The following is a 12,974-nucleotide window of genomic DNA, read 5'->3' as shown; positions in this document are numbered from 1 at the left end:
CGCTTTGATAATATATACGTAGAAAGTTATCGCAATGATAAGAGAGAAAACGCTTCTGGATATGTTGGGGGAATTCCACGGTGCCGTTTTCCTGTAATGCGGGAGAAACTGGAGAGTCTACTTTATGGCTGAGTATTATGGTAAGTTAGGTTTCTTCACAGGAGGGTGAAATTAATCAGCAAGGAGTGATAATGTATTACAGCAATGTCGTCATCAGCTATTTGCAGGCCAATAAAATTCTCGCAATGAAACTTGAACGCGCTGTTTCAGGCATAGAACAACGGGTTTCCAGTCAGGTTAAAACAATAGGCGCTGGCGTAACTCGGACCCTGTATTATACATCCTGTTTTACTGATGAGTATCAGGATGTATGTAAAAAGCAGAAGAATGAGGATGTTAGATTTGCTAAAGGTATCTACCATCTTTTACAGCGTAATGATATTGTATATGAAATGCTTCAAATATATTTTGAAGAAATATTTAGGCACAAAACAACAGAGCAGTTAGAGCATATTAAAAGAGTTCTGATGGCTGTTAACATTCATATCGCTGCAGACTCTCTAACCAAATCTGGATTTGTTATAGCTACGGCTACCTGTGTTTCGGTAGGCATGAAACTAAGCCTTGATATGGGAGCGATTGCTGGGCGTTCTGCGGGGGTCGCCGTTACAGTGGCTGGCGTGTATGGCGTTGTGCAGAAGGCTGCAGATAGCGCTGAGCGTCTCCGAATCTGTTATCCGGCATTCTTTTCTATACTATACGAACAAGAGCTTGAAATGATGTATTTCCTGGTGGCGCCATTATTTGAACATGCCGACGCTTTTAAAGCTCAATGGGCTTCAGAGGCAGAGATCGCTAATATCATCGAAAGAATGATTAGGTAGTGATGATGTCATTTATTAAAAGAGCGCTTTTGTGGTTGTTCCAGCAATTAATTTCGCTGTATGCCCCACCACTTTGTATTGTCATATTTGCAGTGGTTTTTTTTCAAATTTTTCCTGAGGGGCCAGTTTGGCCTGTTGGTATATTCGCTGTACTTATAATTATTATCTTTGGGCGCTATGTGAAATGGTAATTCTAACGTTATTTATGATAAGGAAATTATATGTCTACTCCCGCACATTTATGGCTTGAAGATGAAAACGGTTCTCCGATCATTGGAAGCTGCATGATGTCAACGCGTCTTGGATCTATTGAGTTAAAATCATTCTCTCATGGTATTACTATTCCAGTTGATCCAAGCTGGGGAAAACTGACAGGTACGCGTATACATCGTCCTGTGTCGATAGTGAAGGAATTCGATCAGACAACACCGCTTTTGTATCGTGCCGTGTGTGAGGGGCGCCCGATGAAGAAGGCGATTATAAAGATGTATCGCATTCTGGAGGCGGGCATTGAGGCCGAGTATTTCAACATCATCCTGGAGAACGTCAAAGTCACTACGGTTGCGCCGTATTTATCACCTACTGGTATGAGCAGTACCCACCTGGAAACGCTCGAGATGCGTTATGAGGCGATCACCTGGAAATACATGGACGGAAATATTTACTACCGCGACTCATGGAATGACCGTTGTTGTGCATGACTCCATTATTTTCACGCAAAAAATGCCAGGTATCTCGTAGTAGGTACAATTTTATACATCATTTCAAAATTGAAATTCATATTGGCGGGTTTTTTGTGGCCGCCATGCCGGTAAATGTCAAAACCTTCCGCCATAATCCCGCGATACTTCGCGGGGAACAGAGCGGCTCAAAGGTGGACTTACTATGCAGATTGGTTTTATCGGCCTTGGCGCGGTGGTGGAAACCGCCTATTTACCGGTGCTGCGTCGCCTGGGGTACGCCATCGACAACTGCTGGGGTTATGACCTCGACAGCAGCAGAGCGCTGCCGGGGATCCAGCGCTGTAGTTCGCTGTCGGCACTGCTGGCCAAACCTCTGGATACGCTCTTCATTACCACCTCATCACTTCAGCATCTGCCCGTGCTGGAGAGGGCGTTAGCCAGCGGCATTTCCCGCATTGTGGTGGAAAAGCCGATTGTGGCCAACCTTGAGCAGGCCGCCCGGCTGCGGGCGCTGCTGGCGCCGCCTGAGCAGGCCGCGCGGGTGCTGGCTCTTGACCACTGGATGGCGCGGGGCGTTGCGCTGAATGCGATTACTTCGCCGTGGCGGGCGGAAGAGATCGTCTGGCTCGAAGGCTATTTACAGGAGCCAAGCGGCTTTAACGCCGCCGGTGAGCCGGTTGCACTCAATTTTGCCACCGGGGAGCTGGATACCCGGCAGCTGCGCCACCCTGATGGGGTGATCCTCGATATTGGCACCCATGTTCTGGCGATGCTGCGCGAAACCCTGCACGCCAGCGGAAGCGATACGGCGCTGAGCCTTTCCCTTCGGGTGGCGAAAGACCGCCTCGGCCATGACATTGCCCCTGGGGATACGGTCACCGCAGAGGGGGAGGCGCATCTGCAGGGAACCCTGGGCACTATCCCGCTTAATATCTGGCTAAACAAATACGCGGGCCCCGCGGGCGGGCAAAAGGGAATGCGGATAGGGCTGCGGGACGGGCGAATCCTCATCCTCGACCGCTGCCCTGAGGGCGAAGTGGTGACGCTGCACGACGGCGAGCGGATCCAGCGCTGGACCCGCCCCGGGACGATCTATGCGCACTGTCTCGATGAGCAGATCCTCGGCGCGGATAATCTGTTTATCCGGGCGCCCGAAAGCGTGGCCGGATTGGCGCGACGTCGGCTTGAGGAAGTGGAATGGCTGCTCAGGTTGCAGCAGCAATTACGCGGCCCTCATTGAACCCGGAACATGATAAAATAGGTGCAGATAAATGTTGAAAGGAATGGTTATGGAACTTGATTGCCCTCTGTGCCACGCGCCGTTAGATGTCAAAGGCAGCAGCGCGCATTGCGCCCAGTGCGAAAGGGTATTTGCCCTCGAGGCCCGCTGCCCGGAATGCCACCAGCCGCTGGAGGTGCTCAAGGCGTGCGGCTCGGTGGATTACTTTTGTCAGCACGGGCACGGCCTGATCTCGAAAAAACGGGTGGAATTTATTCCGCTGGTTTAGTGGGTGAAGGCTTTCTGGCTCGCGTTTTTTTTACCGGCGCGATCTGCTTCACTTCGCTTTCGACCCAGCCGTCTTTCAGGCGTGTGGTGAGCAGATCGCCGGTTTTGACCTGTTTTGTCTGCTTTAGCACCGTACCGTCATTCACCGAGGTGACGCTGTAGCCGCGCGCCAGGGTGGCTAAGGGACTCACCGCCTCCAGATGGGTCACCGCGTTGCCAAACCGTTCACGCCGCTCGCTGAGGCGGCCACGCATAGTTTCCGCCAGCCGGTATTCCAGCTGCTGGATCCGCGATTGCGCCCGGTGGATCCGTGGCTGCGGGTTGTAGTGATCCAGACGTTGAACGGTGCGCTTTTGCCGCTGTTCGGCGCGCTTAAGCTGCGATTCCACGGCGATGCGCATCCGCTGGCGCAGGCGTTCCAGGGCGGTCTGCTGGCGGGCCAACCGCAGCTGCGGATGCTGTTGCTGCAGGCGATGGAACAGCTGGGTAAAGCGGCGCTGACGATTGGCGAGGAAATAGTCCATCGCCATCTCCAGACGCTGCTGTCCTGACTGCAGCTGGCGCAGCAGCTCCTGCTGATTGCGGCTGACGATCTCCGCGGCGGCAGAAGGGGTCGGCGCTCGCAGGTCGGCAACAAAATCGGCGATCGTGACGTCGGTTTCATGGCCGACGGCGCTAACGATAGGGATCTGGCTGGCAAAAATAGCCCGCGCCACCCGCTCATCGTTAAAACTCCACAGATCCTCCAGCGAACCGCCGCCGCGTCCGACAATCAGTACGTCACACTCCTGGCGCGCGTTGGCCAGCGCAATGGCGCGCACAATCTGCCCGGGGGCATCGTCACCCTGGACCGCGGTTGGATAGATGATCACCGGCAGCCCGGGATCGCGGCGCCTGAGAACATGGAGAATATCGTGCAGCGCCGCACCGGTTTTCGAGGTGATGACGCCGACGCAGTGGGCGGGTGAGGGGAGCGCCTGCTTATGTTTTTGCTCGAACAGTCCTTCCGCCGTTAACTGCGCTTTGAGCTGCTCATACTTCTGCTGTAACAACCCTTCGCCGGCGGGCTGCATGCTTTCGACGATAATCTGGTAGTCGCCGCGCGGCTCATACAGGGTGATGTTGGCGCGAACCAGCACCTGCTGCCCGTGCTGTGGGCGAAACGTCACCCGGCGGTTGCTGTTGCGGAACATCGCGCAGCGCACCTGGGCGTTATCGTCTTTTAAGGTGAAGTACCAGTGGCCGGAAGAAGGCTGGCTGAAGTTAGAGATCTCGCCACTGATCCACACCTGGCCCATTTCGCGCTCAAGCAGCAGACGCACCGTCTGATTGAGGCGGCTTACGGTAAAAATTGCGGGGGATTGAGAGGGTAACATGTGAGCAAGATCAAACTTTAAATCAGCAGGTTATTCAGTCGATAGTAACGCGCTCAGAGGGGATGGCAAGTATTATTTGCAAAAAAGGGTAGATGCAATCGGTTACGCTCTGTATAATGCCACGGCAATATTTATCCACCCTGGTCGAGATATTGCCCATGCTACGTATCGCTAAAGAAGCCCTGACGTTTGACGACGTCCTCCTCGTTCCCGCTCATTCTACCGTTCTGCCGAATACTGCCGATCTCAGCACTCAGCTGACGAAAACCATTCGTCTGAATATTCCTATGCTCTCCGCAGCCATGGATACCGTAACGGAAGCGCGTCTGGCTATTGCCCTGGCACAGGAAGGCGGCATCGGCTTTATTCACAAAAACATGTCCATCGAGCGCCAGGCGGAAGAAGTTCGTCGCGTGAAGAAACATGAGTCCGGCGTGGTCACCGACCCGCAGACCGTTCTGCCGACCACCACCCTGCGCGAAATGAAAGAGCTGACTGAACGTAACGGCTTCGCCGGTTACCCGGTGGTGACTGAAGACAACGAACTGGTCGGTATCATCACCGGCCGCGACGTGCGTTTCGTCACCGATCTGAACCAGCCGGTCAGCGTCTACATGACGCCGAAAGAGCGTCTGGTTACCGTTCGTGAAGGCGAAAGCCGCGAAGTGGTCTTCGCTAAGATGCATGAAAAACGCGTTGAGAAGGCGCTGGTCGTGGATGAGAGCTTCCACCTGCGCGGCATGATCACCGTTAAAGATTTCCAGAAAGCAGAACGTAAACCGAATGCCTGTAAAGATGAGCAGGGCCGTCTGCGCGTAGGCGCGGCGGTCGGCGCCGGTGCCGGCAACGAAGAGCGCGTAGACGCGCTGGTCGCCGCGGGCGTTGACGTTCTGCTGATCGACTCCTCGCACGGTCATTCTGAAGGCGTCCTGCAGCGCATTCGTGAAACCCGCGCGAAATACCCGGACCTGCAGATCATCGGCGGCAACGTGGCCACCGGTGCAGGCGCGCGCGCGTTGGCGGAAGCCGGTTGCAGCGCAGTGAAAGTGGGTATCGGCCCGGGCTCCATCTGTACGACCCGTATCGTCACCGGCGTAGGCGTGCCGCAGATCACCGCCGTTTCCGACGCGGTGGAAGCGCTGGAAGGGACCGGTATTCCGGTTATCGCTGACGGCGGTATCCGTTTCTCCGGCGATATCGCCAAAGCCATCGCTGCCGGCGCGGCCGCGGTGATGGTCGGCTCTATGCTGGCGGGTACCGAAGAGTCCCCGGGTGAAATCGAACTCTACCAGGGCCGTTCTTACAAATCTTACCGCGGCATGGGCTCTCTTGGCGCGATGTCTAAAGGCTCCTCTGACCGCTACTTCCAGAGCGATAACGCTGCTGACAAACTGGTGCCGGAAGGTATCGAAGGCCGCGTGGCCTATAAAGGTCGCCTGAAAGAGATTATTCACCAGCAGATGGGCGGTCTGCGTTCCTGTATGGGTCTGACCGGCTGTGGTACCATTGACCTGCTGCGTACCAAAGCTGAATTCGTACGCATCAGCGGTGCGGGCATTCAGGAAAGCCACGTTCACGACGTGACCATCACCAAAGAGTCCCCGAACTACCGTCTGGGCTCCTGATTTCTTCGCCCGACCTAGCGTCGGGCGATTTATTTACTCTGTTTCACTTGCCTCGGAATTAGCGTCAATGACGGAAAACATTCATAAACATCGCATTCTCATTCTCGACTTCGGCTCTCAGTATACTCAGCTGGTGGCGCGTCGCGTGCGTGAGCTGGGCGTCTACTGTGAGCTGTGGGCGTGGGATGTCACAGAAGCACAGATCCGCGAATTCAATCCAAGCGGCATCATTCTTTCCGGCGGCCCGGAAAGTACTACCGAAGAGAACAGCCCGCGCGCGCCGCAGTATGTGTTTGAAGCCGGCGTGCCGGTATTTGGCGTCTGCTACGGCATGCAGACCATGGCGATGCAGCTGGGCGGCCATGTGGAAGGTTCTAACGAGCGTGAGTTTGGCTACGCGCAGGTTGAAGTGGTTAACGACAGCGCGCTGGTGCGCGGTATCGAAGACTCCCTGACCGCGGACGGCAAACCGTTGCTGGACGTGTGGATGAGCCACGGCGACAAAGTCACCGCCATCCCGTCTGACTTCGTCACCGTCGCCAGCACCGACAACTGCCCGTTTGCCATTATGGCCAACGAAGAAAAACGCTTCTACGGCGTGCAGTTCCACCCGGAAGTGACCCACACCCGTCAGGGGATGCGTATGCTGGAGCGCTTCGTGCGCGACATCTGCCAGTGCGAAGCGCTGTGGACCCCGGCGAAAATCATCGACGACGCCGTCGAGCGTATCCGCCAGCAGGTTGGCGATGACAAAGTGATACTCGGCCTCTCCGGCGGCGTGGACTCCTCCGTGACCGCGATGCTGCTGCACCGCGCCATCGGCAAAAACCTGACCTGCGTATTCGTGGATAACGGCCTCCTGCGTCTGAATGAAGCGCAGCAGGTGATGGACATGTTTGGCGACCACTTTGGTCTGAACATTGTTCACGTCGAAGGCGAGCAGCGCTTCCTCGACGCGCTGAAAGGCGAGAACGATCCGGAAGCGAAACGTAAAATCATTGGCCGCGTCTTCGTGGAAGTGTTCGACGAAGAAGCGCTGAAGCTGGACGACGTCAAATGGCTGGCGCAGGGTACCATCTACCCTGACGTTATCGAGTCTGCCGCTTCCGCTACCGGTAAAGCACACGTCATTAAATCTCACCACAACGTGGGCGGCCTGCCGAAAGAGATGAAGATGGGGCTGGTTGAGCCGCTGCGTGAGCTGTTCAAAGACGAAGTGCGTAAGATCGGTCTGGAACTGGGCCTGCCGTACGATATGCTCTACCGTCACCCGTTCCCGGGCCCGGGCCTCGGCGTGCGCGTACTGGGCGAAGTGAAGAAAGAGTACTGCGACCTGCTGCGTCGTGCGGACGCTATCTTCATCGAAGAGCTGCACAAAGCTGACCTGTACAACAAAGTGAGCCAGGCGTTTACCGTGTTCCTGCCGGTTCGTTCCGTCGGCGTAATGGGCGATGGCCGTAAATACGACTGGGTCGTTTCCCTGCGTGCGGTGGAAACCATCGACTTTATGACCGCGCACTGGGCGCACCTGCCGTATGATTTCCTCGGCCGCGTCTCTAACCGCATTATCAATGAAGTGAACGGTATCTCCCGCGTGGTGTATGACATCAGCGGTAAGCCGCCAGCAACGATTGAGTGGGAATAATCCCCGGCGTTAGCTGAATGAAACGAAACCCTCTGTTTTTACAGAGGGTTTTTTACTTTATGCCTCTCCTCAATCCCATCATCCCTGGACGCTATCTGGCAGGGGGGCTGTGAATTCCCCGTTTACGGTTCCGGCAGATGTTCAGCTGGCCCATTTTTTGCCGCCGCCGGGTGGAGTGTGGGAAGTTTGCCCGGCTGTGCCTTGCCCGCCCCACGCACCATCGCCAGCGCCAGTCCGGCAACGATCAGCGTTAACCCGGTGGACACCCACATTCCGCCGATAATGCCCAGCCGGTGGTTCAGCCATGCGTAGGCAAAGGGTGAGGCAGCCGCCATCAGTTGCCCGGGGATCAGCAGGATACCGGTGCGGCTGGCATAGCTTTCTGCGCTAAACAGCGCCAGCGGTAGCGTCGCTTTGACAATCGTCACCAGCCCGTTAATCGCGCCATAGCCCAGCACAAACCCGGCTGCGAACCCGGCATAAGCCGTGCTGCTCAATCCAAGGAGAAAACAGAGCGGCATGGCGAGCGCAGTAAAACGCGTCAGCGTGAGTGGGGTGACCCGGGGACCGGCCAGCACTTCCCCCAGCCGGGCGCCGGTCTGGCCAAACCCCCACAGCATACCGACGGCAACCGGCAGACCAAAGTGGCTGATAAACTCCGGCAGATGGGTGGAGGTACCGTTGGAGATGAAGGTGATCAGCGCAATAAAGATCGCGTAACGCACTCCGTTACGCCGATCGCCCTCTGCTGTCGTCGTTGGGGCTATCATTTTCACCGATGTACTGAGTCGCTGGCGCGGCAACTGATAACTCAGACAGGCGCTCAGTACGCCAAACAGCGCATAGATCCGCAGGGCATCCTGCCAGGACATGACGGTTAATAACGCTTCGCCCAGCGGCCAGAAGAGGGCCGAAGCCAGGCCGCCGGCAAGAGTAATGTGGGAAATGGTTTTCCGCGCCTGCTGGCCGTACAGATTCACCACCGCGGCGAACAGCGCATCATACAGCGAGAGCCGCATGCCAATTCCGGTCAGCAGCCAGGCGCCGTACCAGCCGGCAAGTGAAGGACACCAGGCCATGACAGCGCAGCTGACGGCTATCAGTAAGGTTCCGCTGGTGACCACGTGCCGCCCGCCAAAGCGAGCCAGCAGTCTGGCGACGAACGGAGAAACAACGGCCATCATCAGCATGGCGAGCGTCAGGCCAAGATAGATCTGCGGTGACGTCCACCCCTTGTCGGCAGCGATGGCCTGGGCAAAGGTGCCGGGCATATAAAAAGAGATCCCCCAGTTGATCAGTTGCTGACCGCCCGCGGTGAAGGCGAGGCGTCGGGGAATAGCTGGCGTTTCCATGGTTTTCATTCCGTTAAGGCAGTTGTCCTGAGCATACCCGGCAGGCTATTGTTCTGGCATAGCGGCCACCTTATGCGCGGTATAAGAGAAACTTTGCATGACAACACTGAACCTGGGAAACCTGGCGACCTTCCGGCTGGTCGTACAACGCGGCAGCTTTTCAGCCGCCGCCGATGCGTTGGGGATCTCCCAGCCTGCCGTCAGCCTGCAGGTGCGTCAGCTGGAGCAGTTTCTACAGATCCGGTTGCTGGAGCGCACCGGACGCGGGATCAAGGCGACGGCGGCGGGAATGGCATTGCTGGCCCACAGTGAGCAGATCGATCGGGCGGTGAATAGCGCGGTGCAGTCGGTCAGCGCATTCAGTCAGGAAGTTAATGGGTCATTGACGTTAGGGACCGGGGCGACGGCCTGCATTCATCTTCTCCCACCGCTGCTGCAGCATCTTCGTCAACAGCACCCGCTGTTGACGGTGGGGGTGACCACCGGCAACACGCTGGATATCGTCCGGGCGGTGGAGGAAAACCGCCTCGATCTCGGACTGGTTACCCTGCCCGTACAGGGACGCAGTCTGGCAGTGACCTCAGTGGTTGACGAGGAGTTCGTGGTTATCCATGCTCGCCACGAAGCAGCGATGTCGGCGGTTTGTACCCCTGCCGAGCTGCAGGCGCTGCCGCTCATTGCCTTCGAAGCCGGCAGCGGCACCCGGGATCTGATTGACCGCTGGTTCCGCTCGGCGGGAATGGCGGTCACGCCGGTGATGCAGTTGGGCAGCATCGAGGCGATTAAACGGATGGTGCGGGCAGGACTGGGCTACAGCATCGTGCCCCGCATGGCGGTGGAGCAGGAGGAGGATCGCGACGGATTAAGCGTGCACTCGCTGGCGCCGCGGCTATATCGACAGCTGGCGGTAGTCATGCGTCAGGACAAAATTGTGACAAAAGGTATCGCGGAAATGCTGCGCCTGCTGCATGCCGTGCGCTTATAAATCGCCGACGGCAAAACGACTGTATCAAAGGCAGGACATCAGCCGCAGGTCGCTCTGACTGCGGAGTGTGGTGCTTCCTGTATCAGAATCAAAGAATTACTCGCGGGCTGAGGGCTCGACGGTGAGTGAAGACTCCTGCGACGTTTTTTTATCCTGGTGATGGTACCAGGCGCCGATGGAGGAGTAGACAAAGCGTCCAAAGAAGAAGAGAAAGCTGATAAGCAGTACGATACGGGTCATGCGACGGTTAAATCGATGTCGTTTACGCATACTGGGTGCCTGACTCACAAAAGGTTCCTTGAAGTATACCCGAAGATGGGCGATGGGGGTATTAAGGCACAGGAACGAGCTGGGGTCAATTGATGCAGATGTAAAAGTGCCGCAGTGAAAACATTAATTAATGTTATATAAGATAATCATCGTATTTACATGCTCACTTTATTAGCGATAAAAAGGTAAAAAAATAAGTTTTATTAATGTTAGCGTCAGTATTTGTTGATTTATATCAACAGCCCTATTTTCTTGACCACTAAAATCAGCGGACATTACCGTATCGTTATTACTTATGCGGTCAGCATGGGGTGGTTGGATGCCTGCCTGAATATGCCTCGCAGGAGCAGAGGTTCCCTGTAGAGCACCTATGAATTTATTAAAATACTATCAACAATATCGCGACAAGTGGTGGGCTTTACCGCTTGTCCTGCCTGCGCTGTTATTACCTCTTGCCAGATTGGCGAATACCTACACCATGCTGAATGGTCACATGGTATTTCTCTATTATCTTCCCCTGGCATTGGTACTCAGCCTGATGATGTTTTTCGGTTGGGCGGCGATCCCGGGTATCATCATTGGCCTGCTGCTCACGCTGGCCCGAGGAATGACGCCCGAGCAGGCTATCGGCGTGCTGTTTCATTTTCTCATTCCCTGCGTGCTGTGCTGGGGTGGGTATCGGATCTTTGTCCCCCGGCGCCAGCAGGTCTCGCATGGTAACGTCAAACTGATGCCGCATCGTCTGTTCTGGCAAATGCTACTCCCCTCGGTCATTTTTCTGATTCTGTCACAGATCGCTGAATACCTGGGACTGCATCCGCGTACGACGGAGATGACGGGTATTACGCCCTTCAGTTTACGTTCGTTAATCACCTTTCAGGCGCTGATGGTGGGGTGTCTGACGGGCGTGCCGCTGTGTTATTTTCTGCTGCGTTTAATACGCAACCCTTTTCATTTTCGCGGATTTATTTCTCAGGTTCGCTTACAAATTGATCCAAAAATAAAAACCATTGAAATCATTTGCTGGGCGGCGATATTAATCCTGCTGCTGGGTCTATTATTGATGCCACTTAATGATACCAGCACCATATTTAGCACGAATTATACGTTATCATTACTTATGCCGGTCATGCTCTGGGGAGCCATGCGTTTTGGCTATCGTTTTATCTCGCTGATCTGGACGCCGGTGTTGATCGCTGTGATCCATTTTCATTACCGTTACTTACCGGTTTATCCGAGCTATAACACCCAACTGGCGATCACCTCGTCAAGCTATCTGGTGTTCTCGTTTATTGTCGCCTACACGGCGATGCTGGCAACACAGCAGCGTCTGATCTACGCTCGCGTCCGGCAAATGGCTTTCCTCGACCCGGTCGTACATATGCCTAATTTGCGGGCGCTGAGCCGTGCGCTCAATGGCACGAGCTGGTCGACGCTCTGTTTTCTGCGCATTCCTGAGCTGGAACTGCTGGGGCGCCACTACGGGGTTTTGTTACGCATTCAGTATAAGCAAATGCTGGCGAACCACCTGAGTGCGTTGCTGCAGCCCAACGAAGCGGTGTATCACCTTGCCGGCCATGATTTGGTTTTTCGCCTTAACAGCGAAGGGCATCAGGCGCGCATTCATTTAATCGACCGCTCCCTCCGACAGTTCCGTTTTCACTGGGATGGCGTCCCGCTGCAGCCGCGGATCGGCATGAGCTATTGCAACGTTCGCTCACCGGTCAAGCATCTGTATTTGCTGCTTGGCGAACTAAACACGATTGCCGACATGTCGCTGGCCAGCGGCCATCCAGAGAATATGCAGCGCCGCGGCGCCGGCCATGTTCAGCAGGATCTGAAAGATAAAGTGGTGATGATGAATCGCATCCTGAAGGCGCTGGAACAAGACCATTTTGTCCTGATGGCGCAACCTATTCAGGGCATCCGCGGCGATAACTACCATGAAGTATTGCTGAGGATGGAAGGGGTATCAGGCGAACTGACGGGGCCAAACGCGTTCCTGCCAGTGGCGCACGAGTTTGGCCTCTCCACCCGCGTCGACCAGTGGGTCGTTGAGCACACGCTGGCCTTTATGGATACCCACCGCGAGGCACTGCCCGGTCTGCGGCTGGCGATCAATCTCTCTCCGGTCTCGCTGAGCCGCAGCCAGTTTCCTCAGGAGGTCGAGGCGCTGCTGCAGACGTACAACATTGAGCCATGGCAGATTATTTTCGAGCTGACCGAGAACTATGCGCTCAGTAACCCTGAGCTGGTCTGTCAGACATTAGAGCATCTGCGGGCGCTGGGCTGCCGGGTGGCGATCGATGATTTTGGTACCGGTTACGCCAGCTACGCCCGGTTAAAAACGATGAACGTCGACATTCTTAAAATCGACGGCAGCTTTATTCGCAATCTGCTTGCCAGCAGCCTCGATTATCAGGTAGTGGACTCTATTTGTCGTCTGGCGCGCATGAAGAACATGCAGGTGGTGGCTGAATATGTCGAGTCGCCGGAGATACGCCAGGCGGTTATCGCGCTGGGGATCGATTATTTGCAGGGCTACGATATCGGCGTACCGGTGCCACTGGCGCAGCTGGCGGAGGGGATGACTGCCTGAAGCGGAAAAAAGCCGGGCGCGATGGCCCGGCCTGGAGAATATTCAGGA

The 12,974-nt window shown here is 55.6% G+C and carries 10 protein-coding genes and 1 pseudogene; 8 read left to right on the top strand and 3 right to left on the bottom strand.

Annotated features, from left to right (window positions below):
* Positions 1-191 precede the first annotated feature (191 nt).
* The 4 genes from CWM61_RS20880 (at position 192) to CWM61_RS20860 (ending at position 3,075) form a co-directional block, all read left to right on the top strand.
* Positions 192-884, top strand: a complete 693-nt coding sequence (locus tag CWM61_RS20880) for a hypothetical protein (protein WP_074387867.1) — start codon at positions 192-194, stop codon at positions 882-884.
* A 221-nt stretch (positions 885-1,105) separates the two neighbouring features.
* Positions 1,106-1,585, top strand: coding sequence for an Hcp family type VI secretion system effector (locus CWM61_RS20870; RefSeq protein WP_048290000.1), 480 nt, complete (start codon positions 1,106-1,108; stop codon positions 1,583-1,585).
* A gap of 184 nt (positions 1,586-1,769) precedes the next feature.
* Positions 1,770-2,807, top strand: coding sequence for a Gfo/Idh/MocA family oxidoreductase (locus CWM61_RS20865; protein WP_100631856.1), 1,038 nt, complete (start codon positions 1,770-1,772; stop codon positions 2,805-2,807).
* Positions 2,808-2,856: 49 nt separating this feature from the next.
* Positions 2,857-3,075: a zinc ribbon domain-containing protein gene (locus tag CWM61_RS20860; protein ID WP_100631855.1), complete on the top strand. Its 219-nt coding sequence runs from the start codon at positions 2,857-2,859 to the stop codon at positions 3,073-3,075.
* Here the strand turns inward: CWM61_RS20860 and xseA are convergent.
* Positions 3,059-4,450, bottom strand: a complete 1,392-nt coding sequence (xseA, locus tag CWM61_RS20855; protein WP_100631854.1) for an exodeoxyribonuclease VII large subunit — start codon at positions 4,448-4,450, stop codon at positions 3,059-3,061. The genes CWM61_RS20860 and xseA overlap by 17 nt on opposite strands.
* A gap of 158 nt (positions 4,451-4,608) precedes the next feature.
* On the opposite strand from xseA, the gene guaB reads away from it, so the two are divergent.
* Both guaB and guaA read left to right on the top strand, forming a co-directional pair.
* Positions 4,609-6,075, top strand: coding sequence for an IMP dehydrogenase (gene guaB / locus CWM61_RS20850; protein WP_061153681.1), 1,467 nt, complete (start codon positions 4,609-4,611; stop codon positions 6,073-6,075).
* Between the two features lie 67 nt (positions 6,076-6,142).
* Complete coding sequence (guaA, locus tag CWM61_RS20845) at positions 6,143-7,720, top strand: glutamine-hydrolyzing GMP synthase (RefSeq protein WP_008803811.1); 1,578 nt, start codon at positions 6,143-6,145, stop codon at positions 7,718-7,720.
* Between the two features lie 122 nt (positions 7,721-7,842).
* Here the strand turns inward: guaA and CWM61_RS20840 are convergent, their stop codons facing one another.
* Positions 7,843-9,072 carry an MFS transporter gene (locus CWM61_RS20840; RefSeq protein ID WP_100631872.1) on the bottom strand — a complete coding sequence of 410 codons (1,230 nt, stop codon included), beginning with the start codon at positions 9,070-9,072 and terminating at the stop codon, positions 7,843-7,845.
* A gap of 72 nt (positions 9,073-9,144) precedes the next feature.
* On the opposite strand from CWM61_RS20840, the pseudogene CWM61_RS20835 reads away from it, so the two are divergent.
* Positions 9,145-10,057: pseudogene (locus CWM61_RS20835) on the top strand (LysR family transcriptional regulator).
* Positions 10,058-10,153: 96 nt separating this feature from the next.
* On the opposite strand, the gene CWM61_RS20830 reads toward CWM61_RS20835, so the two are convergent.
* A complete protein-coding gene (locus tag CWM61_RS20830; protein ID WP_064774528.1) occupies positions 10,154-10,327 on the bottom strand; it encodes a YfgG family protein in 174 nt (57 codons plus the stop codon).
* Between the two features lie 370 nt (positions 10,328-10,697).
* On the opposite strand from CWM61_RS20830, the gene CWM61_RS20825 reads away from it, so the two are divergent.
* Positions 10,698-12,926 carry an EAL domain-containing protein gene (locus CWM61_RS20825; RefSeq protein WP_100631852.1) on the top strand — a complete coding sequence of 743 codons (2,229 nt, stop codon included), beginning with the start codon at positions 10,698-10,700 and terminating at the stop codon, positions 12,924-12,926.
* The last annotated feature ends 48 nt before the right edge of the window (positions 12,927-12,974 follow it).

It is taken from the genome of Klebsiella sp. K-Nf6 (assembly GCF_002806655.1).
GTDB classification, from domain to species: Bacteria; Pseudomonadota; Gammaproteobacteria; order Enterobacterales; family Enterobacteriaceae; genus Klebsiella; species Klebsiella variicola.
This window is presented reverse-complemented; position numbering and strand designations above follow the sequence as displayed.

Coding starts and splice junctions, on each gene's coding strand:
- CWM61_RS20880 (WP_074387867.1), top strand. CDS start 192: ATGTATTACAGCAATGTCGTCATCAGCTATTTGCAGGCCAATAAAATT.
- CWM61_RS20870 (WP_048290000.1), top strand. CDS start 1,106: ATGTCTACTCCCGCACATTTATGGCTTGAAGATGAAAACGGTTCTCCG.
- CWM61_RS20865 (WP_100631856.1), top strand. CDS start 1,770: ATGCAGATTGGTTTTATCGGCCTTGGCGCGGTGGTGGAAACCGCCTAT.
- CWM61_RS20860 (WP_100631855.1), top strand. CDS start 2,857: ATGGAACTTGATTGCCCTCTGTGCCACGCGCCGTTAGATGTCAAAGGC.
- xseA (WP_100631854.1), bottom strand. CDS start 4,450: ATGTTACCCTCTCAATCCCCCGCAATTTTTACCGTAAGCCGCCTCAAT.
- guaB (WP_061153681.1), top strand. CDS start 4,609: ATGCTACGTATCGCTAAAGAAGCCCTGACGTTTGACGACGTCCTCCTC.
- guaA (WP_008803811.1), top strand. CDS start 6,143: ATGACGGAAAACATTCATAAACATCGCATTCTCATTCTCGACTTCGGC.
- CWM61_RS20840 (WP_100631872.1), bottom strand. CDS start 9,072: ATGGAAACGCCAGCTATTCCCCGACGCCTCGCCTTCACCGCGGGCGGT.
- CWM61_RS20830 (WP_064774528.1), bottom strand. CDS start 10,327: ATGCGTAAACGACATCGATTTAACCGTCGCATGACCCGTATCGTACTG.
- CWM61_RS20825 (WP_100631852.1), top strand. CDS start 10,698: ATGAATTTATTAAAATACTATCAACAATATCGCGACAAGTGGTGGGCT.